The sequence below is a fragment of the Maritimimonas sp. 2205BS37-2 genome, from assembly GCF_056591755.1.
This window is the reverse complement of record NZ_JBWQOI010000001.1, coordinates 569,168-593,364: the sequence shown is the minus strand read 5'-3', so window position 1 is coordinate 593,364 and position 24,197 is coordinate 569,168. Positions and strand designations below refer to the sequence as shown.

25 protein-coding genes and 1 tRNA gene are annotated in these 24,197 nt (G+C 32.6%); 13 read left to right on the top strand and 13 right to left on the bottom strand.

The window, feature by feature from the left end:
* Positions 1-16 precede the first annotated feature (16 nt).
* The 4 genes from AC1EUU_RS02715 to AC1EUU_RS02700 all read right to left on the bottom strand — a co-directional run bounded on the left by AC1EUU_RS02715 (position 17) and on the right by AC1EUU_RS02700 (position 4,522).
* Positions 17-1,405 (bottom strand): peptidylprolyl isomerase, encoded by a 1,389-nt coding sequence (locus tag AC1EUU_RS02715; RefSeq protein ID WP_480199840.1) that lies wholly within the window; start codon positions 1,403-1,405, stop codon positions 17-19.
* Positions 1,395-2,246 carry a hypothetical protein gene (locus AC1EUU_RS02710; protein ID WP_480199839.1) on the bottom strand — a complete coding sequence of 284 codons (852 nt, stop codon included), beginning with the start codon at positions 2,244-2,246 and terminating at the stop codon, positions 1,395-1,397. The genes AC1EUU_RS02715 and AC1EUU_RS02710 overlap by 11 nt, the downstream gene beginning before the upstream one ends.
* On the bottom strand, positions 2,243-4,144 hold the full coding sequence (locus AC1EUU_RS02705) for a peptidylprolyl isomerase (protein ID WP_480199838.1): 1,902 nt from the start codon (positions 4,142-4,144) through the stop codon (positions 2,243-2,245). The genes AC1EUU_RS02710 and AC1EUU_RS02705 overlap by 4 nt, the downstream gene beginning before the upstream one ends.
* Before the next feature lie 96 nt (positions 4,145-4,240).
* The gene (locus AC1EUU_RS02700) at positions 4,241-4,522 is read right to left on the bottom strand and encodes a DUF493 family protein (RefSeq protein ID WP_480199837.1); all 282 of its coding nucleotides are present in this window, start codon (positions 4,520-4,522) and stop codon (positions 4,241-4,243) included.
* A 137-nt stretch (positions 4,523-4,659) separates the two neighbouring features.
* Between AC1EUU_RS02700 and AC1EUU_RS02695 the strand changes: the two genes are divergently transcribed.
* The 5 genes from AC1EUU_RS02695 to AC1EUU_RS02675 all read left to right on the top strand — a co-directional run bounded on the left by AC1EUU_RS02695 (position 4,660) and on the right by AC1EUU_RS02675 (position 9,148).
* Positions 4,660-5,199 carry an AAA family ATPase gene (locus AC1EUU_RS02695; RefSeq protein ID WP_480199836.1) on the top strand — a complete coding sequence of 180 codons (540 nt, stop codon included), beginning with the start codon at positions 4,660-4,662 and terminating at the stop codon, positions 5,197-5,199.
* Entirely contained in the window at positions 5,199-7,094 is a 1,896-nt protein-coding gene (locus AC1EUU_RS02690; RefSeq protein ID WP_480199835.1) for a RecQ family ATP-dependent DNA helicase, read from the top strand. Before AC1EUU_RS02695 ends, AC1EUU_RS02690 begins: the two co-directional genes overlap by 1 nt.
* Before the next feature lie 2 nt (positions 7,095-7,096).
* Positions 7,097-8,041, top strand: a complete 945-nt coding sequence (fmt, locus tag AC1EUU_RS02685; protein ID WP_480199834.1) for a methionyl-tRNA formyltransferase — start codon at positions 7,097-7,099, stop codon at positions 8,039-8,041.
* A gap of 161 nt (positions 8,042-8,202) precedes the next feature.
* On the top strand, positions 8,203-8,502 hold the full coding sequence (locus AC1EUU_RS02680) for an HU family DNA-binding protein (RefSeq protein ID WP_480200755.1): 300 nt from the start codon (positions 8,203-8,205) through the stop codon (positions 8,500-8,502).
* An 88-nt stretch (positions 8,503-8,590) separates the two neighbouring features.
* Positions 8,591-9,148: a YqgE/AlgH family protein gene (locus AC1EUU_RS02675; RefSeq protein WP_480199833.1), complete on the top strand. Its 558-nt coding sequence runs from the start codon at positions 8,591-8,593 to the stop codon at positions 9,146-9,148.
* Here AC1EUU_RS02675 and AC1EUU_RS02670 read toward each other — a convergent pair.
* Both AC1EUU_RS02670 and AC1EUU_RS02665 read right to left on the bottom strand, forming a co-directional pair.
* The gene (locus AC1EUU_RS02670; RefSeq protein WP_480199832.1) at positions 9,145-9,972 is read right to left on the bottom strand and encodes an aminotransferase class IV; all 828 of its coding nucleotides are present in this window, start codon (positions 9,970-9,972) and stop codon (positions 9,145-9,147) included. The two genes, AC1EUU_RS02675 and AC1EUU_RS02670, sit on opposite strands and share 4 nt — an antisense overlap.
* Before the next feature lie 78 nt (positions 9,973-10,050).
* Positions 10,051-10,431 carry an START-like domain-containing protein gene (locus AC1EUU_RS02665; protein ID WP_480199831.1) on the bottom strand — a complete coding sequence of 127 codons (381 nt, stop codon included), beginning with the start codon at positions 10,429-10,431 and terminating at the stop codon, positions 10,051-10,053.
* Between the two features lie 124 nt (positions 10,432-10,555).
* Here AC1EUU_RS02665 and AC1EUU_RS02660 point away from each other — a divergent pair.
* Positions 10,556-10,629: transfer RNA gene (locus AC1EUU_RS02660), tRNA-Met, on the top strand.
* A gap of 54 nt (positions 10,630-10,683) precedes the next feature.
* Here the strand turns inward: AC1EUU_RS02660 and AC1EUU_RS02655 are convergent.
* The 4 genes from AC1EUU_RS02655 to AC1EUU_RS02640 all read right to left on the bottom strand — a co-directional run bounded on the left by AC1EUU_RS02655 (position 10,684) and on the right by AC1EUU_RS02640 (position 15,078).
* Positions 10,684-12,276, bottom strand: coding sequence for an FAD-binding protein (locus tag AC1EUU_RS02655; protein WP_480199830.1), 1,593 nt, complete (start codon positions 12,274-12,276; stop codon positions 10,684-10,686).
* 2 nt (positions 12,277-12,278) lie between these two features.
* Positions 12,279-12,617, bottom strand: coding sequence for a hypothetical protein (locus tag AC1EUU_RS02650; protein ID WP_480199829.1), 339 nt, complete (start codon positions 12,615-12,617; stop codon positions 12,279-12,281).
* Between the two features lie 209 nt (positions 12,618-12,826).
* Positions 12,827-13,573, bottom strand: coding sequence for a M15 family metallopeptidase (locus AC1EUU_RS02645; protein WP_480199828.1), 747 nt, complete (start codon positions 13,571-13,573; stop codon positions 12,827-12,829).
* Positions 13,574-13,917: 344 nt separating this feature from the next.
* A complete protein-coding gene (locus AC1EUU_RS02640) occupies positions 13,918-15,078 on the bottom strand; it encodes a THUMP domain-containing class I SAM-dependent RNA methyltransferase (protein WP_480199827.1) in 1,161 nt (386 codons plus the stop codon).
* 78 nt (positions 15,079-15,156) lie between these two features.
* Here AC1EUU_RS02640 and AC1EUU_RS02635 point away from each other — a divergent pair, with 78 nt between their 5' ends.
* Both AC1EUU_RS02635 and AC1EUU_RS02630 read left to right on the top strand, forming a co-directional pair.
* A complete protein-coding gene (locus tag AC1EUU_RS02635; protein WP_480199826.1) occupies positions 15,157-15,879 on the top strand; it encodes an SAM-dependent methyltransferase in 723 nt (240 codons plus the stop codon).
* Entirely contained in the window at positions 15,876-16,562 is a 687-nt protein-coding gene (locus AC1EUU_RS02630) for a ZIP family metal transporter (RefSeq protein WP_480199825.1), read from the top strand. The genes AC1EUU_RS02635 and AC1EUU_RS02630 overlap by 4 nt, the downstream gene beginning before the upstream one ends.
* 22 nt (positions 16,563-16,584) lie before the next feature.
* Here the strand turns inward: AC1EUU_RS02630 and recQ are convergent, their stop codons facing one another.
* Positions 16,585-18,783, bottom strand: a complete 2,199-nt coding sequence (gene recQ / locus AC1EUU_RS02625; protein WP_480200754.1) for a DNA helicase RecQ — start codon at positions 18,781-18,783, stop codon at positions 16,585-16,587.
* Between the two features lie 75 nt (positions 18,784-18,858).
* Here recQ and AC1EUU_RS02620 point away from each other — a divergent pair, with 75 nt between their 5' ends.
* The 5 genes from AC1EUU_RS02620 to AC1EUU_RS02600 all read left to right on the top strand — a co-directional run bounded on the left by AC1EUU_RS02620 (position 18,859) and on the right by AC1EUU_RS02600 (position 22,762).
* Entirely contained in the window at positions 18,859-19,824 is a 966-nt protein-coding gene (locus AC1EUU_RS02620; RefSeq protein ID WP_480199824.1) for a KpsF/GutQ family sugar-phosphate isomerase, read from the top strand.
* A 2-nt stretch (positions 19,825-19,826) separates the two neighbouring features.
* Positions 19,827-20,642 carry a twin-arginine translocase subunit TatC gene (gene tatC, locus AC1EUU_RS02615; RefSeq protein WP_480199823.1) on the top strand — a complete coding sequence of 272 codons (816 nt, stop codon included), beginning with the start codon at positions 19,827-19,829 and terminating at the stop codon, positions 20,640-20,642.
* Positions 20,643-20,664: 22 nt separating this feature from the next.
* On the top strand, positions 20,665-21,255 hold the full coding sequence (locus AC1EUU_RS02610; protein ID WP_480199822.1) for a YdeI/OmpD-associated family protein: 591 nt from the start codon (positions 20,665-20,667) through the stop codon (positions 21,253-21,255).
* Between the two features lie 2 nt (positions 21,256-21,257).
* Positions 21,258-21,998, top strand: coding sequence for an LPS export ABC transporter ATP-binding protein (gene lptB / locus AC1EUU_RS02605; RefSeq protein ID WP_480199821.1), 741 nt, complete (start codon positions 21,258-21,260; stop codon positions 21,996-21,998).
* Between the two features lie 62 nt (positions 21,999-22,060).
* A complete protein-coding gene (locus AC1EUU_RS02600) occupies positions 22,061-22,762 on the top strand; it encodes a tetratricopeptide repeat protein (RefSeq protein ID WP_480199820.1) in 702 nt (233 codons plus the stop codon).
* Positions 22,763-22,905: 143 nt separating this feature from the next.
* On the opposite strand, the gene AC1EUU_RS02595 is transcribed toward AC1EUU_RS02600, so the two are convergent.
* Both AC1EUU_RS02595 and AC1EUU_RS02590 read right to left on the bottom strand, forming a co-directional pair.
* Complete coding sequence (locus tag AC1EUU_RS02595) at positions 22,906-23,208, bottom strand: hypothetical protein (protein ID WP_480199819.1); 303 nt, start codon at positions 23,206-23,208, stop codon at positions 22,906-22,908.
* 19 nt (positions 23,209-23,227) lie between these two features.
* Positions 23,228-24,196 (bottom strand): PorP/SprF family type IX secretion system membrane protein, encoded by a 969-nt coding sequence (locus tag AC1EUU_RS02590; RefSeq protein ID WP_480199818.1) that lies wholly within the window; start codon positions 24,194-24,196, stop codon positions 23,228-23,230.
* Between the last annotated feature and the right edge of the window lies 1 nt (position 24,197).

Below are 24,197 nucleotides of genomic sequence, written 5' to 3'. Positions count from 1 at the left end.
ATTAAGAGTTTAATAATTAAGGATTCGTTTTAGACCAGTTGTTTTTAAAACTACATTCTTTAAACTCATTATTGATCTTAATATAAGTATCTCCTAGTTTTTCTTTTGCCCATTTATCTATCGTCTCTTCCTTCTTTTTTAATAGAGCAAGATCTTGAATCTTCACATAATCACCAGAGAGGTTTGCTTTATGCGCAGGTGTTTTTTTCTTTACTAAAATAATCTTATACATTTTCTCTCCCTCGCGTGTTTCATCATAAAACACTTCACTTATTTCACCTTCTTTTAAGGTACTTATTCTTGCATATAATGCAGGATCCATTCGCGTAAGGTCAAATTTTGTGTCACTCGTTTGTGGATTCACTAATAATCCCTTATTACTCTTGGTATCTTTATCTTCTGAGTATTTTTTTACGGCATCTTCAAAAGTAATTTTAAAGGTTAAAACATCCTTTCTCAGTTTAACCAATGTATCCTTTACTCTTTGTAATTCGCTATCACTTATTTTTGGTTGCATTAATAAATGCCTTGTATCGCGTTGCTTCCCTTTAATCTTTTCAACTTTTAAGATATGGTATCCAAAATCTGATTTAAATGGCTCTGATATCTCTCCTTCATCAAGACTAAATGCAGCTTCTTTAAATTCTTTTACAAATGAGCTTTCTCTTGTTAATGTATAGGCTCCTTTATTTTCGGTAACTCCGGGGTCTTCTGAGTACAACACCGCTTTCATCACAAAACTATCTCCGCCTTCTACATCACTTTTAATCTTTTTTAGTTGATCTATCACGCGCTCTGTTTCATCTTCAGTCGGTTCTGCATATAAAACGATCTGAGCCAATTCTACTTCAGCTCCAAAATCTGGTAAGTTATTTTTTTCTTCTAAACTTTTATAATAGCTTCTTACTTCTTCAGGAGTAACATCTACTTTTTCTGTTAGCGTTTGTTGCATTTTTTCGATGAGTACTGCCTCCTTTTCAATTTCTACGAACTCTTTTCGAAGATCGGCCATACTATCAAAACCATAATATTTATAGGTTCTTTCTTCTGACCCTAGCTGTTGCATAAAGTAGGCAATCTTACGCTCTACTCTAGTGTTTACTTCTGCATCTGTTGCTACAATACTATCAATAACGGCATGATGAGCTAATAACTTTCTGTCCATAATTTGCTCAAGCATTTCACAACTGGTTACTTCAGCTTTTCCTTCGCTCTGTTCTAATAGTTGTTTTTTATAGGCCTCAATTTCAGAATCAAGTACTATATTTTTTCCTATAACTGCAGCAACTCCGTCAAGTTTTATTTTTTCTGACTTTTTAGCTACATCTTGTGTATTGGTATTCTGAGCAAAAGTTAATACCGGAATCAACATTAGTAATAACACTATTCTTTTACTAGTCTTCATAAATCTCAAATTCTTTATTTGTAATTGCATCTTCTATAAGTGTTTCTTCTATTTTTTTTAATAATTCAAGCTTTCGCTTGTGTAAAATCATTTGTTTAACAGTTGGCAGCACATAACTCATAGGTGCCGTTTGTCCTCTTTTTAATACATCTTTTACCGCGACCAAATATAATCCTAATGAATCTTTTTTCTCAAAAAATGGTGTCTTTTTTAAAATTCGTTCTTTATCATCCGCATCGAAAGGTTTAAGTTCTTTCATAATATCATCAACGCGAATCCATATCGAATCATTAAGGTTATACGAAATTAGCTGTAATTCTTTTGATTTTAAACTATCGAGATCTTCCTTTTTTGAGGATCTAAATAAATTTTCAAAATCATCGGGGTCTAATCCTTGGTTACTAAAATGTATATATTTTAATTTGGTTAACTCTTCATTGAGTTTAAATATCTCTTTATTTTCATCATAGAATTTAGAAATATCTTCTGTAGTAGCCAAGGTATCTAAATATTGAGCTATAACAGCCTCTTTATATTTGCTAATGATTAAATCTTGTCGGTATTGATTGACCAACTCATTGATTTCTTTAAAATCACCATTAACATTAATTTCAGCTTTCTTTAACAACAATTTTTGCTTCGCCCAATTATTGATGAAGTTTTTGGCTAGCAAAATACTGTCTGTCTTTGCATAATCTTCTGGTAAGATATTTTCAATATCATTATGATAGAGATACATATCATAAACTCTAGCAACACTTCCTTCTTTATCATCTTTCTTTGCACAAGAAAGTGATAAAAGTAAAATCAAAAAACTTATTATTAAAGTTTTATTTTTCATTTATTAGGATACTGTTTTATGAGTTTTTTTAAAGTGCGCTTATTCACTTTAACCGCATATTTATTTCTTAATTCTGTTACCCATTGTTTTTCAATATATTCTTGAAAATCATTGATTACAATTCCTTTTGTCTCATTTAATTCCTTGTTCACGGGTTCTAAGACCTTATTAACCTTAACAATAATAAAGTGATCATCGTCGTCTTGATAGATTTTAGAAACGCCTTTTTTGAGCTCAAAATTATTTGGTAGTTTTTTATTCTTTGCATCTACAATTCCCTGTGAAAACAACACATGTATTGTTGGGCTTTCATTTACCAAAGACTTGATTTCATCAATAGTTTTACCCTCTTCGAAGTATTTCTTCACCAAGCTAGCTTTATCCTTTTTGGTACAGGTAGCAATAACGAGATCTCCTCTTTTGCTATGTACATAGTTCTTCCGATTTTCGCTAAAAAACTTTTGGAGCCCAATAGTATCTACTTCAGCCCGTTTCCAGACTTTTTCCTGTAGGAGATCGAAGAGCAATAATCCATCTTTATACTCCTGAATCGTATTTTTAAAACGTTCATTTGTATGCTCAAGATTATCTTTATAGTAGTTAATAAGTTCTTCATTTAGAAAGTCAGAGTAAGTGTCTTCTAATGACTTGTTGCGACGTAACTTATTGTATTTTAGTAATTCTGAAACTTTAACATTCTTTGCATTAATTGAGAATAAGGTTTCTTCTTTATTTTTAGTCAAATACGCTGTATTCTTATTTAAAAATGCAGTTTTAAACGGAATATTGTAGTCTATTTTGTACTGCTTTTTTAAGCGGTTTGCTACAGAATTTCCTATAATGACTGCACGTTCACTCTTTTCAATTCTACGAGTAAGTTCATTTTCTAATTCCTCAAAACTCTTAATTGGATACTTTTTAATCAATTTTGCAATATGCCATCCGTAAGGAGTTTGAAACGGTTTTGAAATATCGTTTTCATTCTTCAATGAAAATGCTACTTCTGAAAATGAAGGTATCATTTTATTCGAGGCAAATTTTTGTAATCTTCCTCCTTTGGGTGCACTAGCTTTATCATCTGAAAACTGTTGTGCTAGAAAAATAAACTTATCCCCTTGTTGCAGCTTTGCATATATATCATTGATCTGCTTCTTCGCATGCGCAGTATCTTTAGGATTATTCTTAATCATAATATGTGCTACTTCAACCTCTCCTTTAGCAGAACGTTTATCATTTACTTTAACAATATGATACCCAAAAGCAGTTTTAAATGGCATTGATACCTCACCAATTTCACTAGTATAAGCTGCACTTTCAAAAGGATACACCATTCCAAATGCGGAAAAATAGCCTAGATCACCTCCATTCTTTTGAGCTGATGGGTCTTCAGAGTACTCTTTTGCAATATCTTTAAATGATGCTCCTGCTAAAATCTTATTTCTGGCTTCAATTATCCTATTATATGCTTTCAACGTATCAGCTGGTAGAGCCTTTGGGTTGAGACGTATTAAAATATGACTAGCATTTACTTCTTGAAGCATTCTATCATGTGCCTCTTTTACTAATGCTTTCGTTACCTTAGAATCTTTCAAATAAGGTTGGATCAATTGCTCACGGTATTTTTCCAATTCTCTTTTATAGGTTGCAACGGTATCTAAACCCAATGCATATGCTTGCTTAAGTTTGAGCTTATAATTTATATAAAGGTCTAAATACTCTTCAATAGATTTGCGATTTTCTTCTTCAACAATATCTCTATTTTTATTGAAGACCCTTAAAAATTCATTAGAATAGACAGGTTGTTTATCAACCGTAAATAAAACATCCTTTTTATCTTGAGCATGAAGTGAAAAAACAAAAAAGGAAATTACTACTAATAAGAACTTGTTCAATGTCATTATTTAAAGTTGCTAAATGTAATTTAGATTTTAATAAGAATTGGTTTTAGAACGCACAAAAATATCTGATTATTTTAACTTTTCTTGTTAAATAAATCACAAAGAAATAACGCCTTCAACACTAGAAACTTCTTTATATTTTGCAATGATTTCATCTGCATTTTTCATATCAACCATTACAGTAATACTATTATATTTTCCGGTTTTTGAAGGTTTCGTTTGAATTACGGCACCTGTGTAATTAAAAATGTCTTCAATTTCCGTCAGTTTTTCCTTACTAGACGGTATAATGAACTTATACATGTACTTGGTTGGAAACTTAGTTGTTTCTTCTAAACTCAACTTTAATTTCTTGTAAAATTCGTCTTCTTTATTCATTTCTTAGTTTAAGCTTGTTTGTTCAAATACAATACCAATTGTTGAAATACTTTCAAATTGCTGACAAAAATACCGATATTATTCGTGTAAACTAAATATTTTCTTTTCTTTGTTTTAACAGAAACTTAAACAATAGTATGCAGAAAAAAATTGTCATTACCGGAGGACCCAGCACTGGTAAAACTACTGTAATCAATGAGTTAATAGATAGAGGCTATTTGTGTATGGAAGAAATTTCGAGACAGGTAACTAAAAAAGCTCAAGAAGAAGGCGTAGAACAATTATTTTTAAAAGACCCTTTACTATTTAGCAAACTATTACTTGAAGGAAGAGAGAAACAGTTTCTGGATGCTGATAAACTTAAACAGCCACTTATTTTTTTTGATAGAGGGGTGCCCGATGTTCATGCTTATATGAATTATTTAGGTACCGAATATCCTGACACCTACTTAGAAAAAAGTAAAGAATGTAGATATGATTATATTCTACTAATGCCACCTTGGGAGAAAATATACATTACCGATTCTGAACGCTATGAGAGTTTCGAACAATCACTTGCAATTTATAATCACCTTAAAAATGCCTATGAAGAACTGGGTTATAAAGTAATCGAAATTCCGTTAGGCACAATTGATGAACGAATACATTTTATTTTAGAAACAATTAATGCGGTATAATGACTAGCCCCAAAGAGGTACTCAAAAAATATTGGAATTATAATTCTTTTAGAGAACCGCAAGGAGCAATTATAGACGCTGTCATAAGCAAAAACAACGTTTTTGCATTATTACCGACTGGCGCGGGTAAATCTATTTGTTTCCAAGTACCGGCGTTACTTTTAGAAGGCGTGTGTGTGGTTATTTCTCCGTTGATTGCATTAATGCAAGACCAAGTTGATAGCTTAAAAAAGCGAGGAATAAAAGCCGCGATGTTATCTTCTGCTTTAAGGCATGGTGAAATTGTAGACCTTTTTGATAATCTTCGCTACGGGGGTTATAAGTTCTTGTATCTTTCACCTGAGCGTCTGCAATCAGAATTTATTCAAGAAAAATTAAAACAGCTTCATGTAAATATTATCGCCATAGATGAAGCACATTGTATTTCAGAATGGGGGCATGATTTTCGACCTTCTTACCGAAAAGTTCACGCGCTCACCGAGATACATCCAAATGCTACCGTTATAGCATTAACAGCCTCTGCAACCGTAAAAGTTATTAAAGATATTATTGCTAATCTTCAATTAAAAGATAGCATTCATTTTAGAACTTCCTTAAAACGAACAGAGCTTCACTATAAAGTAATTCGCACAAATAATATTCGATTAACGATAAAAGAAATCGTATCTAACGATGCCCCGTCCATCGTCTATACCACAAGCAGAAAAGCTACAAAAACTATAAGTTCTTATCTAAATCATAATAATTATCATTCTAGCTTTTATCATGGTGGTTTAACCATTGATGAAAAACAAGAAGCTTATAAGGATTGGTTATCAGAAAAAACACCAATTATGGTAGCTACCAATGCTTTCGGAATGGGTATCGATAAAGAAAATGTTTCAGCTATCATTCATTCTAACCTGCCATTTAGCATAGAAAATTATATGCAAGAATCTGGAAGAGCTGGAAGAAATGGTGCAAGATCTGAAGCCTACCTACTCTATAATGAGGCTTCATTGGCAGAATTTGATACTCATTTTAATAAAGCTCTTATATCACTACATTTTTTAAAAGAAGTATATAATAAGCTCAATCAATATTATAACATTGCCTTAGGTGAAAAATCTTTAGAACCTTTGCCGTTTAATCTTGCTCAGTTTTGTAGTACATACACATTGCCTCATTTAAAAACATATAATGCTATTTCTATTCTAGAAAAAGAAGGTGTTATTGAATTGAATAATAATCTTAATAAAAAATCATCATTAAAGTTCATTGTAGGTCAGCATTACTTTTTTCAGTATATTAAGAATAATAGGCAGCTTGATTTACTAACAAAAATGTTGTTGAGAACTTATGGCGGTTTATTTGAGCAATATATTAAAATTGATGAGTTTATACTTGCAAAAAAAATACAATTAGACAAAAATTTAGTTATGCAGTTACTCTTTCAACTGCATAATGATAAGATTATTGATTATAAACCTGTTTTAACAAATCATTCAATATCTTTTTTAGTTCCGAGAGAAGACGCTTATACTATTAATCGTATTTCTGCAAACGTAGAACAGCGCAATAAAATTAGGCGGGAAAAACGAGAAGCTGTACTTGCCTATGTAAAAAACGAAAAAATATGCAGAAGTAGATTATTGCTTGAATATTTTGGAGAAACCAAGGTAAAAGATTGTGGCTCTTGCGACATCTGTATCTCTAAAAATCAAAAATCAAATAATTATAACACAAGTGCTGTTTCTGAAGAGATCTTAAAGTTATTAGTTACAAAACCCTTAACCTCAAGAGCGCTTGTAAAACTGACAGGAATTGATAAAAAAACTGTACTAACAGCCCTGCAATTATTATTGGAAAAGAATAAAATTGCTATAACTTCGCAGAATAAATTTCAACTTAAATAAACATGCGTGATCTACGAATTGTTTTTATGGGTACTCCAGATTTTGCTGTAGGTACTTTAAAAGTACTTATAGAAAATAATTTTAACGTTGTTGGTGTAATCACAGCTCCTGATAAGCCTGCTGGTAGAGGTCGTAAGCTAAATCAATCTGCAGTAAAAAAATTCGCTATTGCTCATAATTTAAAAGTACTGCAACCTACGAATCTTAAAAATGAGGAATTTCTAAGTGAACTACACGCACTTAAACCAAACCTGCAAATAGTGGTTGCGTTTAGAATGTTGCCAAAAGTGGTATGGCAATTGCCTAAGTTTGGTACATTTAATTTACATGCTTCTTTATTACCAGAATACCGTGGCGCGGCTCCAATTAACTGGGCTATTATCAATGGCGAAAAGAAAACCGGCGTTACCACTTTTTTTATTGATGAAAAGGTTGATACCGGGGCAATTATTTTGCAAAAAGAAGTGAAAATCAAGAAAGAGGATACTGCTGGTGATTTACATGATAACTTGATGGAAGTTGGTAGTAAACTTGTTGTGAAAACAGTAAAAGAGATTGAGGAAGCCACAGTTAAAACTAAAAAGCAACCCGATAAAGAATTAAAAGCTGCTCCAAAAATATTTAAAGAAACCTGTAGAATCGATTGGTCAAAATCACGTAAGAAAATTCACAATCATATAAGAGGTCTGAGCCCTTACCCAGCTGCTTGGACGGTTATTAGAAGTGACAATGATGAGTTCGAGCTTAAAGTTTACAAAGCATCTGCTCAAAAAGAAAAACACAAGCATGCCGTTGGTACTGTATTACATACCAAAAAAGAAATGAAAATTGCCGTTAAAAAAGGTTATATACTTTTAAATGAAATACAGCTCTCGGGTAAAAGAAAAATGAAGATATTAGATTTTTTAAATGGTTTCTCATTTGGCGATACTGTAAAAGTGCTGTAAGCCTTTATTTATAGGCATTAGCGATGATTTCACATCCTTTTAGCAGCTGTTATTAACAATTCAATGTAATTTATTAACAAAAGTGTTAGTTTTTAAGGGTAAATCTTGCGTAAACCCCTATAAAATCTATATTTGTCGAGCTTCAAAGAAAGCAAAGAGTAATTTTTAACCAATTTAATTTTTTAATTATGAACAAATCAGAATTAATAGAATCAATGGCTGCTGATGCAGGTATCTCAAAAGCTTCTGCTAAGAAAGCTTTAGATAGTATGATGGGAAATGTTGAAAACACACTTAAAAAAGGTGGAAGAGTATCTTTAGTAGGTTTTGGTTCTTGGTCAGTTTCTAAAAGAGCTGCAAGAGAAGGAAGAAACCCACAAACTGGTAAATCAATTAAGATTGCTGCTAAAAATGTAGTGAAGTTTAAGCCAGGTGCTGAATTAAAGAATTCTGTTAACTAAGAATCGATTTTCATTATAAAAACCCTCATATTTATGAGGGTTTTTTTATGTTGTAAAATTTACTATATTAGATGAATGTAAATTAGTTATGCTATCATTAGAACCGACAAAAGGAAAATTATTAGTAGCTGACCCTTCTATCTGGAATGATTCATCTTTCAATAGATCGATCATACTTCTTTCTGAGCATAACGATGAAGGAGCCGTTGGTTTTATTATGAATAAACCTTCTATTTATACCATTAATGATCTTATTCCCGAAATAGATTCAGACCTTAGAATTTACAATGGAGGACCCGTCTCAAAAGAAAATCTCTATTTCGTACATCGCATACCAGAATTAATACCCGATAGTGTTGAAATAGCTGATGGTATTTTTTGGGGTGGTAACTTCGATACTGTTCAGCAATTACTAGACAATAATACATTATCTTCTCAAGATATTCGTTTCTTTTTAGGCTATTCAGGTTGGAGCAAAGAACAACTGGCTGACGAACTAGAAACCACCTCGTGGAAAGTCATTGAAAATAAGCATAAAAATATCTTTGGGATTCATCATAAATCTTTCTGGAAAGACGAACTAATGAAATTTGGTGGCGAATACCAACTATGGGCAAATGCTCCAGAAAATCCTTCTTTAAATTAAGTTAGAAGTGCTAAAGCACTTAATTTTTTCTTCAACTTTTCCGAAATTTCTGTTGTGTAGGTTTTACGCCTGTACTTGGTTATTGGTTGAATACCTATTATAGCATTCGTAATAAAGACCTCATCACATTTTTGAAGTTCAAAAGGTGAAATCTCGGTTTCTTTAACGGTGAATTCCGAATCTTTATTCAATATCTCCAGTAATTTTTTACGGATCACACCTTTTATACAGCCTTCCGTTAAGGCGGGTGTTAAAATGCTAGTACCTTTAACTAAAAATAAATTGCCGTTAGTAGCTTCAACAAGCTGTTTCTTTTCATTTAAAAGTAAACAGTTGTCATAATTGTTTTCAGTCATGAATACACTAGCTATTACGTTAATAAGCTTATTATTCGATTTAATAGTTGATAAAAGCCCAGAATATATATAATGATCTTTAAATAATTCTACCTCATATTCACTTTTAATAAGCTCTTTTAATTCATCAGCTTCAATTAAAAAATCTGTTTGATTTGTAGAAGGGCTGTATAAACCGCCTTCTTTTCTAAATACCTTAAAACGAACCCGAGCATTATCTAAATTAAGCACAGTAATTAGTTTTAGAATTTCTTCTTCAAAAAACTCTAAGGTAAATTCCATTGCCATATGCATACGCAACATGCGCGTAGATGCCATTAATCTAAAATAATGATCTTCGGTAAAATGAACTTTTCTGTTTTTTACCTTTATGGTTTCAAAGACTCCATCGCCATACTTAAAGGCACGATTATCTATTGAAATTGAAGCGCTGACTTTGGGTATTATTTTTCCGTTATAATTAATCATACAGAAATTTTAGTTTGCAAAGCTACATAAAAAAAGCCTTGAAAATTTCAAGGCCATTTATTAAACTTCATGATGTTTTTAAGCACCAATTGTGTGCTTTAACTCATCTATTTGATTTTCCCAAAACATTTTAGACTCTTCAACTTCATCTTCATCAGAAAAAGCAGTAACAATTAGTGAAACATCTTTTGTAATATCATCAACCTGTATTCTAAATTCAAAATATGTGTCTTCATCTTCTTCTAACCATTTGAACCGTATACGTTCGTTTGCTTTGTAAGATATTCTTTTAGCTTGTTCTTCAGAATCATCCCAAATAAAAGTAAATACATCGCTACGTGAATTAACATTATCTGCAAACCACTCACCCAGTCCATCTGGTGTAGACAAGTATTGATATAAAAAACTTGGTGAAGAATGTATAGGGAATTCTAAGTCGAATTTTACTTTATCTGACATTTAATGTATTGTTTGGATTGTATGCCAATATATATATTATTTGTTTTAAAAAAAACTTTTTGTAAAAATTTAAATAGTATACTTGCCGCGAATAAATTTGTTTTTATATTTGCAACCGCAAAAAGGCGAGGTAGCTCAGTTGGTTAGAGCGCAGGATTCATAACCCTGAGGTCGGCAGTTCAAATCTGCTCCTCGCTACAGAAAAAAAGCTCCAGGTTTGGAGCTTTTTTTATTGTTACTTTTCATCTTATCTCAAGAAAGATTAATAGTATCTAAAAATTTATTAGAAAAAAGATTTTTCATTTTTACGCTTAGTAGTGATGTTCGTATTGATTTCCATTGATTTACTTTCACAGGAAACATGCTACTGATTAAACCAGGGAAATCCCATTTAGCATTTTTACCCCAATGAATTGTAAATGAAATTCCAGCTGCCTGCAGCGCTTTTATCATTCTTTCTGAGTACTCGTCAATACTTATTAACTGATTTGATTTTTCCCATTGTATTCCATCAATTTCTATCATGCAGGTCATATCAAACTTAGCAAAAGAAAGTAAAGCCTCAGATTTTGGTATGAATCGCATTGCAAAAATACCTGGTATAGGTCCTTCATCTATTGTAACTTTAGATAATATTTCTAAGGTTTTCGCAGAGTCTTTAAAGTCAACACCGAAGGAGCATGCAAAGGCTTTTCCTTTATATCCTGCATCCCAAAATATTTCTGATAGCTTTCCTACTACAACTTTGTTTTCTTCCGGTAAAATAGAATTTTTGAGTAAATTGATTAGAAGTGGTATTGAATCTGGCACTTTTCGTGCAAATTGCATAAACAAATGAATTAAATCACGATACACAAACTTCGACATAAATGGAATTGGATCTTCGAACTTTATTTTATAATCATCTATATAAGCTCTCTTATAAATGAGTTCTACAGGGTAATTATCACTGTCATTGTATTGATTAATATAAATTTTATAATGATAAGGCCTTAGCCCTTTTAAATCCATATCGAGTGAAATGTCTGCAGCTGTATGTGATTGAGGATCAAAACTGTTAAAGTTCATTGTTGTTGCTAGGTTTAGTGCCTCTTGTTTAGGTATTTTTATAATAAATCGTTGCAATAAAAATAAATCTTCGGCTTCAATAACAATTCCATGAATGAATCCCATGGCTCCTAAGCCTACTAATGCAGCATTAAAAAGATCATCATCGCGCACTATTTTGGCATTGAATTTAGCAATGTACTCATCTTTAAGAACAGGCTTGGATGCTCGCTCCACATAAATAATATCATCTGGGTTTGGGCCTAGTATTAAGTTTAGCCCAACAACATAATCTTGAACAGAACCTACATCAATTGCAGAACCATGTACGCCTGTTGAAATACATCCAGCAATTGTTTGTCCATTACTAGCCCCAGAGCTCTTCAGCGACTTCCCTCTACTTTCTAATTTATTGGAAATCTCTTTTACCTCATTTCCACATTGAAATAAAAAGATATTTTCACTTTTATATGGTGAATCTGAACGTATATCGTTATCAGTTGTGGTAAACCATAGGTTCATATTTTTTGTGAAATGCATTTCATCTTTACAATGTGCAATATTAGATAAAGACCACTTTGATCCTATAGATCTAAACCGATGCCCTAAGTTATCAGCCTCTTTCAATAACCTTTGAATTTCTTTAGCCGTATCATTGTAGTTATCAAACGTATTATTAAAGCTCTTTAATTTAGTAGTGAGGAAAAATTTTAGCTTAAATGGCCCATCTTTATGCTGAACCCCATTTCTATGCATGGTATCCCACCTAACACGTTCTTTTTTTTCTGTAGTCGCCATGGCTATATACTATTCGGTTTTGTACATACATATTTAATTCTCACAACTTTTTTGCGTCCAAGAGTTATAAGCGATAATAAGCTTCCTCCAAAGGTGTTTTTATACTCAACGGTATGTAAACCCCAAGGAGAGCATTTTTTTATGTTTATAGGATGTTCTCCTATTGCAAATCCCCTGGTAACGGTTGTATCAAGTACATGAAGTTTTAAATTTCTATAACCATCATTATGCTCATTATCTTCTGGTTCTGGTGTACCATTCTCAACATGGAATTTCACTGAATAACAGGAAGTGCAAGCATATAGCAACGTTATAAAAAGAATAAGTTTAATCATTCTCATGAGGGTAATTTTAAAGTTTTACTTAATGTTCACTCAATAAAATTACCGATAACGATTACTTAATTCAAGAGGATTTTTCCTGTTTTCGCAGCGTGTTTTCCCTATTTATTCGTAGAATTTAAGGATGTAAGAACAAAAAAGCCCGGATAACTTAAATTAATAAGCTTATTTCCGGGCTTTCTCACCTAATTTGAGTTAGATTCCCTTTTTTAGAATAATAGGTTTTTATTAATACCCATAATATTGTCTCTGGTGTATTTTTCAATAAAGGTCTCTGTGAAATGTTGACGACCTAAAAGTTCTTGTTTCTTTAAAAGTTCTTGCACATCACGTTCTCTATATTCTTTGAGCATAGGCTTACCTATTTCTGCAAAACTATAGTGCCAAGGTTCATATTTAAATCCTCTACGCGTATGGTCATTGGTGTATACTTGATAAAACCCATATTTATGAGCATTCGCATCCATCCATTCCCTAAACGTTTTATAGATGCCATACCCATGAAAATTCTTAGTGCTTAACGGATAACGTGACGTTTTGATTCTACCATTTACAACATCGATTTCTGTTCCCCAATGGTGACGGGAACTACCAGGAATTGCAGTGTATCGAATATTGCTATAAACAGCTTCTTTTGGCGTTAATTTTCTTGAGCGATACCGCTTGTACTTACGTGTCCAAATTAAGTTCTGATGATTAAAACTCCGGTAGCTAGACACCACACGAATGGTGAAACCATCTTTCTCTGCCTGGCGATTCATTTCTAAGAAAGCTTGATATGCCCTCTTTAGTAAACGATACCCTTTACCATAAAGCTGAGGTTTCCCCCTACCTATTAAATCATGCTCTGTAAATGAAAAACTTTCTGTTGTATTTGTAAATGCCAGATTCGGAGCCGCAATTATGGCTATACCGGCAAACGCAGACGATTTTAAAAAACTTCTTCTAGAATTCACTTAAATCTTTTTATTAGCAATTAGACTAATTGTAACTAAAATTCAAACGAAACACTATATACTCCTGCCCAAATAGTAGGATCGCCCTTTAAAAATTTTCTAAACACTAAAATAGTAGAATGAAATAGTACGAGTAAAGTGCTTACCAAATGATTTATCAACAATATTAAATTGTTTTAAAACTTGAAGTTTGTTCTGCTTTTTTTAAACCTTATTTGATGCAAAATCCTCATAATTAATATTTTAAATACTCTTGGTATTTGAACTTATAAACATAGTTTATCAACAATTGCTAATAACTGCCCAATCATCTTAATCATTTAAAATAGAAAGTGAGGTTTCATTTAGTGATTGTACTTTGCTTTTTTACTGCCTTTATACATTTCGTATTTAACAAACCTACATTCTAATTTTCCATTAAAAAGCTTAATTTTTTTAGAAGTGCGTAAACCTACATTTTTTAAACCATTCTCAAAATCGGAAGTGATCAACCAGGCATCTGTATCAGAATAACCATGCTTCAACGTATTACCAATTTCTTTATAGAATATTGGAACATCAATTTCTATACGTTCTCCATAGGGAGGGTTAAATAGTACAATGGTCTTTCCATCCACCATCTTCTCAGTATTAAAAAAGTTCTCATGATCGAGCGTGATAAATTCTTCAAGGTTTGCATTTTTTATATTTCCATAGGCCTTTTTAACAGCAGAAGGTGCTTTATCATAACCTATTATTTTTCTATCACCAGACCGTATTCTCTTTAATAGAGAGTTTTTTATCACCTCAAATAAATCTTCATCAAAATCTCTCCAGCGTTCAAAGCCAAATTCTCGCCTGTTAATATTTGCAGGTATATTGTGAGCAATCATGGCGGCTTCAATTAAGATTGTACCACTTCCACACATAGGGTCTATAAAATGCTGTGTGCCATCATATCCAGATAGTAACACTAAACCAGCTGCTAAGACTTCATTTATAGGTGCAATATTTGTTGCACTTCTATAACCACGTTTATGTAATGAATCTCCCGAACTATCTAGTGAAACCGTGCATTGATCACGTTGTATATGAATATTTATTTGCACCGTAGGGTGTTTTATATCTACATTAGGTCTTTTTCCAAATTTATTCCTAAAATAGTCAGCAATAGCATCTTTAGACTTTAAAGCAGCATAGTGCGAATGTGTAAATTGTTCTGAATTTGTGACTGCATTAATTGCAAATGTATCTGAGTGCGAAAAATATTTTTCCCACTTAATAAATTGTAATTGTTTATAGAGATCATTTTCAGATTGAACACGAAATCGCCTTATTGGTTTTAAAATTCTTATGGCGGTACGTAAAGAAAGGCTTGCTTTATACATAAACCCATTATCTCCTTTAAAAGAAACGCTCCTTACGCCTTCTTTTACTTCCATAGCACCTAACGCTCTAAGTTCTTTAGCTAGTATACTTTCAAAACCAAATAAGGTTTTAGCTACCATTGTAAAATTTTCACTCATAAAAACAGCTATAATTTGCTACAAAAGTAATCTAATGGTTTGATTTCTTATTTTTGTGCTTCAATTTTTTATAAGCAAGTGCAAAAAGACTGGTTTCAAGAATGGTTCGATACAGCCTATTATCATATTCTTTATCAAGACAGAAATGATGAAGAAGCGCAGTTATTTATGCGCAATCTTACGTCTTTCTTAAAGTTAAAGAAGAATAGTAAAGTATTAGATTTACCTTGCGGGAAGGGACGCCATGCTGTTTATCTAAACTCTTTGGGCTTTGATGTAATTGGAGCAGATCTCTCAAAAAATAGTATAGAATTTGCGAAGCAATTCGAAAATGACAACTTGAAATTTGAAGTACATGATATACGTCATGAATTTAGAACAAAATTCGATGCTATTTTTAATTTGTTTACCAGCTTTGGGTACTTTGATGATGATGAAACGAATATCAAAGTTCTTAAAACCTTGAAAAATGGATTAAAAAAAGATGGTATTCTGGTGATTGATTTTTTAAATGTAGCTTTTGTAAAGAAAAATCTGATTTTTGAAGAAACGCAGACAAAAGGTGATATAAGCTTTAAAATCAATAGATCCATTAATGATAAGTTTATTGTAAAAGATATTAAGTTTAAGATCGAGAACAAGGAATATCATTTTACAGAATATGTGCGAAATATAGATCTTAAGACTTTTAAACATTATATAGCTAAAGCTGAATTAAAATTAAAGCATATCTTTGGCGACTACGGTTTAAGCGAATTTGATGCGCAGCACTCACCCCGTTTAATATTAATTTTAGAATGAATTACCTAGCTTTAGTTTTAGCTGTCTTTTTTGGTTTTTTAGTTGTTTTGGTTGTAAAGCCTAAGACTAACACTATTCAATTATTACTTTCGTTTAGTGGCGCTTACTTACTGTCAATTACTGTTTTACATTTAATACCGGATGTTTTTGAAACCCACCAGCGCAATATCGGTGTCTTTATTTTAGGTGGTATTTTACTGCAAACAATCTTAGAGTTTTTCTCAAAAGGTGCTGAACATGGTCATGTTCATATTCATGGTGAATTGAAAGTTATTCCATGGTTATTACTTATTAGTTTAAGTGTTCATGCTTTTGTAGAAGGTATTCCATTGCATAATTCCGAAAGTAATACCTTGCTTTGGGGAATTATTATTCATAAAATACCAGTAACACTTGTGTTAGCTGCATTTTTGCTGCAAACACGCTTATCAAGGATAACTATCTATTTAATTTTAATTGCTTTTGCATTAATGAGTCCGTTAGGTGCTTTTATACCCGAATATTTTTCCTTCTTTCAAGAATACAGTACTGAAATTACTGCTGTAATTATTGGTGTTTTCTTACATATAGCAACGGCAATACTTTTTGAAAGTTCACAGAACCATCAATTTAATATCAAGAAATTTATCGCTGTATTAGTAGGTTTTGGAGTAGCTTATTTAAGCACATCAATGGGACATTGATTAGCTAAAAAGTAAGGTAATTTTAATTCGCTACCTGGCTTATGAACTTAATACGCATTAAACGAAGTTCTTCTTCATCATAATCACCATCAAACTCATCTAATGCCTCTTGAATACGATCATTTTCCGCTTCCATAAAATACTCATGAATTTCTTCTTGTTGATCTTCATCGAGTAATTCTTCAAGTGAATAATCAATATTTAATTTGGTTCCCATGTAAACGATTCGCTCCATTTCTTTGATTAACTCAGTCATGGTTAATCCTTTAGATTTTGCAATATCTTCTAGCGGAATTTTTTTATCAGTGTTTTGGATAACGAATAGTTTCAATCCTGAATTTAATCCTGCACTTTTTACAACAAGATCTTCGGGCTTAACAATGTCATTTTCTTTTACATAACGAGCAATAAGATCAACAAATGATTGTCCATATTTTTTCGCTTTCCCATCACCTACTCCATGTACATTTGCAAGCTCTTCTACCGTAGTAGGATATTTTAAGGTCATATCTTCTAAAGAAGGATCTTGAAAAACCGCAAATGGCGGTACGCCTTTTTTCTTTCCAACACTCTTTCTCAAGTCTTTAAGCATTCCCATTAGTTGATCATCTACAGCACCACCAGAACTTTTGGTGTTTGTAATAATCGTAGAATCGCTCTCATCTTCATAAACATGGTCTTCTGTCATCATAAAAGAAATCGGGTTCTTTATAAACCCATGTCCTTTCACTGTAACTTTTAATACGCCATACTGTTCAATTTCCTTTGAAACATATCCTTCAACCAGAATCTGACGAATTAAAGCCATCCAATGGCTTCCATCCTTATCTTTTCCAACTCCAAAAAATGGCCGCTGATCTGTTTTTCGTGATTTTAATAGCGCATTTTCTTTCCCTATAATCGTATTTACTATTTCCTTGGATTTATATTCTTGATTCGTATCGCGAATTACCTCCAAGATCGTCTTAACATCATCTTTAGCTTCTTTTTTGCTTTTAGGGTTACGCACATTGTCGTCCATATCTGCTCCATCACCATTTACTTCGTCAAATTCTTCACCAAAATAATGTAGTAAGAACTTTCGCCTCGACATTGATGTTTCAGCATAAGAGACTACTTCTTGTAGTAAAGCATGTCCTATTTCTTGTTCTGCAACTGGTTTACCAGAAAGGAATTTCTCTAATTTTTCAATGTCTTTATAAGAATAAAAAGCTAAGCAATAACCTTCTCCTCCATCACGGCCTGCTCTTCCAGTCTCTTGATAATAGCTTTCTAAGCTCTTTGGTATATCGTGATGAATCACAAAACGCACATCAGGTTTATCGATACCCATACCAAAAGCAATGGTTGCCACAACAACATCTGCATCTTCCATTAAAAACATATCTTGATGCTTTGCTCTTGTTTTTGCATCTAGCCCAGCATGATATGGTATCGCTTTAATACCATTAACTTGTAGAATTTGTGCAATTTCTTCAACCATTTTACGGCTTAAGCAATAAATAATGCCCGATTTACCTGCATATTTTCTAACAAACTTGATAATGTCTTTTTGTACATCTTTTGTTTTTGGGCGTATTTCATAAAATAGATTAGCCCTATTAAAGGATGCTTTAAAAGTTCTTGCATCAGACATGCCTAAGTTTTTAAGAATGTCTTCTTGTACCTTTGGTGTAGCTGTAGCCGTTAGACCGATAATAGGTACATCATCAATTTTTTTAATAATGTTTTTAAGATTTCTGTATTCTGGCCTAAAGTCATGACCCCATTCTGAAATACAATGTGCTTCATCTATCGCAACGAAAGAAATATTCTGATCTTTTAAAAAGTCTATATATTCTTCTTTTGTTAGAGATTCAGGTGCAACATAAAGCAATTTGGTAATTCCATTCTTTATATCACTCATTACCTGAGTTACCTGAGTTTTATTTAACGAAGAGTTTAATACATGGGCAATGCCATGCTCAGTAGAAATTCCGCGTAAAGCATCCACCTGGTTTTTCATTAGGGCAATTAAGGGAGATACAACTATGGCAGTACCATCTTGTACTAAAGCGGGTAATTGGTAGCACAAAGACTTACCGCCTCCGGTGGGCATAATTACAAAGGTGTTATCCTTATCTAAAATACTGTTAATAACCTGCTCCTGTAATCCTTTAAACTGCGAAAAGCCAAAATATTTTTTTAGCGCTGCATGTAGGTCTAATTTTGTCACGTTCAGTAAAAATTTGTCTATTATTTTAGATACATTTGCACTTAATTCTATAGCAACATCTATTTTGAAAAACTAAAAACATTGAGCCTCAAAAAAAACATACTAGATATAGCGAAACAAACTATTTCTATTGAAAGTAAAGCGATAGCGAATTTAATAAATTTTTTAGACACAGACTTTGAAAATGCTGTAAATTTTATTTTAAATGCTAAAGGTCGCGTTATTGTAACCGGTATCGGTAAAAGCGCCAACATTGCCAATAAAATTGTTGCCACATTAAATTCTACAGGAACACCTGCCATTTTTATGCATGCTGCTGATGCTATTCACGGAGATCTTGGTATTATACAAAAAGATGATGTTGTAATATGCATCTCTAAAAGTGGTAACACGCCAGAGATTAAAGTATTAATACCTCTTATTAAAAACTCTGAGAATAAAATTATTGCAATTACTGGTAATAAAGATTCATATTTGGGTCAACAAGCTGACTTCATATTGAATGCCTATGTAGAGCAAGAAGCATGTCCAAATAATCTTGCTCCTACCACTAGCACTACTGCCCAATTAGTTATTGGAGATGCTTTGGCGGTCTCATTACTAGAGATGCGTGAATTTACCAGCAAAGATTTTGCTAAATATCATCCAGGCGGTTCTCTTGGAAAACGCTTGTATTTAAGAGTTAAAGACTTGGTAGACTCTGCTTCGAAACCAAAGGTTTCAACAAATGCCAGTATTAGCGATGTTATTATTGAAATCTCAGAAAAAAGATTAGGTACCACAGCAGTGACTGACAATGGGCAAATACTTGGTGTTATAACTGATGGCGATATTAGAAGAATGCTAAAGAACAATCAAAATATCGAAGGGCTCACAGCTAAAGATATTATGAGTAAAAACCCAAAAACTATTAATTCAGATGCCATGGCAGTGCAAGCACTTGAGGTTATGGAAAATTACAATATTACACAGCTACTGGTTGCCGACGATGAGCAATATGTTGGGGTGGTTCATTTACATGATTTATTAAAAGAAGGAATCATTTAAAGATGGCACAGAACGAACAAGGAGAAATGTCATTTTTGGGTCATCTTGAAATTTTAAGATGGACACTTATACGATCAGCCATTGCCGTTTTTTTAGCAGGTGGTGTTGCATTTGCACTTAAAGATTTCATTTTCAATAAGATTATCTTATTACCAAAAGATGCATCTTTTTTTACCTACAGGTTTTTATGCAGCGTTTCCAAAAGCTTTGGTGCGGAAGGATTATGTATTGACGATATTCCATTTATTGTGCAAAGCCGCACTATGGCAGGACAATTCTCTGCCCATATTTGGACTTCAATTACTGCAGGATTCATTATAGCTTTTCCATATATTTTATGGGAAATCTGGAAATTTATTAAACCAGGCCTATATCCTAAAGAGCGTAAAAATGCGAAGAGTTTTATCATCATTTCGTCTATTTTATTCTTTTTAGGGATTTTATTCGGCTATTATGTTATCACTCCTTTGTCTATTAATTTCTTAGGTGCCTATCGTGTTGCAGAAGAAGTAAAAAACAATATTGATCTTAGTTCTTATATCGGGCTATTACGCGCTTCAGTACTATCATCAGGATTGATCTTTGAAATGCCTATTATCATTTATTTCTTAACTAAACTAGGGCTGGTAACACCAGAGTTTTTAAGAAAGTATAGAAAATATGCTTTGGTATTGGTTTTAATTTTAGCTGCACTTATTACGCCACCAGATGTAATAAGCCAAGTTATTGTGGCAATACCAATGATTATTCTTTATGAAGTAAGTATTACAATCTCTAAAATTATCATTCGCAAAGAAAAAAAAGCCGCAACTAGCTAATCTTTACTTAAATTTGTTGATTATGCAAGCTATAGACCAATACATAGAGAAGCAAACAAAGTATCGAGCCGCACTAGAAAAGATACGCGCGCTATTAAGCACAACAGAATTAAAAGAGACTGTTAAATGGAGTATGCCTACGTATACGATTAACAATAAAAATGTAGTTGGTTTTAGTGCTTTTAAGAATCATTTCGGAATCTGGTTTTTTAACGGTGCCTTATTAAAAGATACTAAGAAAGTATTACACAATGCGCAAGAAGGTAAAACACAAGCCATGCGACAATTACGTTTTCAAACCATTGATGATATTGATGAAAAATTGGTTTTAACCTATGTGCAGGAAGCCATTGAAAATCAAAAAAAAGGCCTTGTTGTTAAATTTGATAGAAAACCAAAACCTTTAGTAATACCCGAAGAACTTAATGTTGCTCTTGATACTAACGCCCAATTAAAAGATGCTTTTAATAAATTTACTCCTGGAAAGCAGCGCGAATATGCCGAATACATTTCTGAGGCTAAAAGAATAGAAACCAAACAAAAAAGAATAGAAAAAATCACTCCTATGATTATTAGTGGTGTAGGACTGAATGATAAATACAAAAACTGTTAATAGTGATTTTAAGAGCTGATAATATTCAGAAAATATATGGAAGCCGTAAAGTGGTAAAAGGTATTTCTTTACAAGTTGAACAAGGTGAAATTATTGGTTTATTAGGGCCCAATGGAGCCGGTAAAACAACGTCTTTCTATATGATTGTTGGAATGGTACAACCTAATGAAGGACGCATCTTTCTTGACAATGAAGATATTACCGAAGATTCTATGTACAAACGTGCACAAAAAGGTGTTGGGTATCTGGCACAAGAAGCTTCCGTATTTAGAAAATTGTCTGTTGAAGATAATATTATGGCAGTTTTGCAATTCACTAAACTCTCTAAAAAGGAGCAAAAGGAAAAACTAGAATCGCTTATTGATGAATTCAGCTTAGGGCATGTACGAAAAAACAGAGGTGATCTGCTTTCTGGGGGTGAGCGTAGAAGAACAGAAATAGCCCGAGCGCTGGCATCTGACCCAAAGTTTATTTTGCTAGACGAACCTTTTGCGGGTGTTGACCCAATTGCAGTAGAAGACATTCAAAGTATTGTAGCACATTTAAAAGATAGAAACATTGGTATTTTAATTACAGACCATAATGTACAGGAAACCTTAGCTATTACCGATAAAACCTATTTAATGTTCGAAGGGGGCATTTTAAAAGAAGGTACGCCACAAGAGCTAGCAGATGATGAAATGGTACGTAAGGTATATCTAGGTGAAAGTTTCGAACTAAAAAAGAATCGTTTTTATAATTAAAAATTTGTTACAAAATTATTTTTAATGCGTCTTACTTGGTATAATCAAGAAATCAAATTACCATGAAAGGCAGTGCTTTTACCATTCTTACTTTATCTTTTTTACTTTTTTTCGGTTGCAAATCAAAATCTAATTCTCCAGAGTTTTTAGAAAAATTTTCAGGCACTTATCTATACACTGATGATGAGACTATCCTTATTCATTCAAAAAATGATGAGTTATTAATTGATTGGAGAGGTGCAAAAAACATACAGCCAATGAAGGTTGGAGATGCTACTTTTTATGTAAAAGATATGAATGCCAAAATCCAGTTTTTAACAAACCCAAAAGACAATAAAGAATATTTAGTTTTTGTACCGAAAGAAAAAAAAGCGCCAATTGAGTACAAGCATGTTAAAGTACCAAAAGATTATAAGACACCTAGTCAGCATTTTGAAGAAGGTAATTATGACAAAGCTTTAGAAGGTTTTTTAAAAATTCAAGGAAAGGATTCCTTAAATCCAATAGTAGATGAGCGAAGAGTTAACAGAAAAGGATACCGTTACCTTAGAGATAATGAATACGATAATGCCTTAGAAGCATTTAAGATGAACATCGCACTATACCCTAATAGCACCAATGTATACGATAGTTACGCCGAAGCGCTGTATAGAAGTGGTGATACCGCAAATGCTATTGTAAATTATCAGAAAGTACTAAGTATGGATTCTGGTAATAGAAATGCTAAAAGGCAATTAAAACGCCTACAGAAGATTGATCAATAATAAAGTATTAATTTAGTTAAGCAGTTTCTTCAGCTTGATTTTCTCTTCCGTAATCATTATTTGCCATAAAAAAGATAATCGCAATTAGATCAATTAGTGTTTCTAAGTTAAAATTTTTCATTGTTAGGTTGGTTTCTTTGTATTTAGTTTTCTCGTTCTCCTTCTCTAATACCTACTACTTTTCCTTTTTTATCTATCAATAAGGTATATGCAGAATTTTTTCGTTGTACTTTAAAAGCGTATACTGTTTTACTTCCTCTCTTTTTTGTGTAAGAAACTTCTTCTTCTAATGTATAGCCGGTATAGTTCTTTAGTGTGTTTTTTACCTTTTCAGGAACTTTATTCATAGCTATTTTAAGCGTTTTTTCTTGGGTTGCCTGTGCAGAAATAGAAGTTGCTCCTGCTAATAAAATTGTGGCCAGTAAAATGGTTTTTAAATATTTCATCTCTTTATTTTTATTGCTATTATCTATTACTCCAACTTGTTCCTCCTCTATTTCGTTCAAAATCAAATCCAAGTGTGATCAAGTGCGTACCAGAACTATTAAAATCAGACGCATCTCCTATATTCCATTGAAATGCATAGCCTACATAGAATTGATCTTTTTTTAACCCTAATAAAGGCGCAATTGATGAAGCCTCAAAACTTTGGTCATTAAAGAATCTGCTATTAATTCCTGCCCATATATAACCGCTATCAGTAATCTTTCGTGCCTTAAAATTAATATCAGTAACCGAACGACCATCTCCTTCAAAAAGCTTGAAATATATAGAAGGTTCGTATTCATATTCTTGACTATTACTTATAAACTTGTATCCAGTGTATATGTAATAGTTTCTAAGTTTAAGTGGTTCGGTATTATCAAAAATTGATACACTTTTATTCAATATATTCGATGCATTAAAGCTGAAGAAAAATTCTTCTAATCGATATAAAAAACCTACTTCAAAATTATGGTTACTAGTTGAAGGCGATGCACCAACTGAAGGATCATCAACAGGATCATCAGGATTCCCCGTTGTGAAATCTCCGGTATCAATTTTAAAGTGATTGAATTTATAAGAAATTCCTAATGATAAATATTGCTCATTTGCATCATTTAAGGTTAAATGATGTGCATATGATAATTGTCCACCTATCTGCTTCGTGTTACCATTTTTATCATTGTATAATAAAATACCGATACCCGAGCGCTCATTATTTAAGCGTGTATCGAATGATAATGTTTGTGTATTAGGCGCATTGTCTATACCTAACCATTGTGCTACACCTCCTAGGCGTAATCTACTCATTTCATCGTCATAGCCGGCATAAGTAGGAGAAATAACAAAAGGGTTTTCAACCAAGTATTGCGTATAAGGCGACAGCTTAAACTCTTGAGCCTGAGCAACACATGTTAGTGCTAAAATTGCTATTATAATTATTTTTTTCATC

Bases quoted from the DNA above. Each gene is read 5' to 3' on its own strand.
- tatC (WP_480199823.1), top strand. From the start codon at position 19,827: ATGGCACAGAACGAACAAGGAGAAATGTCATTTTTGGGTCATCTTGAA.
- AC1EUU_RS02650 (WP_480199829.1), bottom strand. From the start codon at position 12,617: ATGAGAATGATTAAACTTATTCTTTTTATAACGTTGCTATATGCTTGC.
- AC1EUU_RS02595 (WP_480199819.1), bottom strand. From the start codon at position 23,208: ATGAAATATTTAAAAACCATTTTACTGGCCACAATTTTATTAGCAGGA.
- fmt (WP_480199834.1), top strand. From the start codon at position 7,097: ATGCGTGATCTACGAATTGTTTTTATGGGTACTCCAGATTTTGCTGTA.
- AC1EUU_RS02700 (WP_480199837.1), bottom strand. From the start codon at position 4,522: ATGAATAAAGAAGACGAATTTTACAAGAAATTAAAGTTGAGTTTAGAA.
- AC1EUU_RS02715 (WP_480199840.1), bottom strand. From the start codon at position 1,405: ATGAAGACTAGTAAAAGAATAGTGTTATTACTAATGTTGATTCCGGTA.
- AC1EUU_RS02655 (WP_480199830.1), bottom strand. From the start codon at position 12,276: ATGGCGACTACAGAAAAAAAAGAACGTGTTAGGTGGGATACCATGCAT.
- AC1EUU_RS02710 (WP_480199839.1), bottom strand. From the start codon at position 2,246: ATGAAAAATAAAACTTTAATAATAAGTTTTTTGATTTTACTTTTATCA.
- AC1EUU_RS02690 (WP_480199835.1), top strand. From the start codon at position 5,199: ATGACTAGCCCCAAAGAGGTACTCAAAAAATATTGGAATTATAATTCT.
- AC1EUU_RS02600 (WP_480199820.1), top strand. From the start codon at position 22,061: ATGAAAGGCAGTGCTTTTACCATTCTTACTTTATCTTTTTTACTTTTT.
- AC1EUU_RS02640 (WP_480199827.1), bottom strand. From the start codon at position 15,078: ATGAGTGAAAATTTTACAATGGTAGCTAAAACCTTATTTGGTTTTGAA.
- AC1EUU_RS02630 (WP_480199825.1), top strand. From the start codon at position 15,876: ATGAATTACCTAGCTTTAGTTTTAGCTGTCTTTTTTGGTTTTTTAGTT.
- AC1EUU_RS02610 (WP_480199822.1), top strand. From the start codon at position 20,665: ATGCAAGCTATAGACCAATACATAGAGAAGCAAACAAAGTATCGAGCC.
- AC1EUU_RS02665 (WP_480199831.1), bottom strand. From the start codon at position 10,431: ATGTCAGATAAAGTAAAATTCGACTTAGAATTCCCTATACATTCTTCA.
- AC1EUU_RS02590 (WP_480199818.1), bottom strand. From the start codon at position 24,196: ATGAAAAAAATAATTATAATAGCAATTTTAGCACTAACATGTGTTGCT.
- AC1EUU_RS02695 (WP_480199836.1), top strand. From the start codon at position 4,660: ATGCAGAAAAAAATTGTCATTACCGGAGGACCCAGCACTGGTAAAACT.
- AC1EUU_RS02705 (WP_480199838.1), bottom strand. From the start codon at position 4,144: ATGACATTGAACAAGTTCTTATTAGTAGTAATTTCCTTTTTTGTTTTT.
- AC1EUU_RS02675 (WP_480199833.1), top strand. From the start codon at position 8,591: ATGCTATCATTAGAACCGACAAAAGGAAAATTATTAGTAGCTGACCCT.
- AC1EUU_RS02670 (WP_480199832.1), bottom strand. From the start codon at position 9,972: ATGATTAATTATAACGGAAAAATAATACCCAAAGTCAGCGCTTCAATT.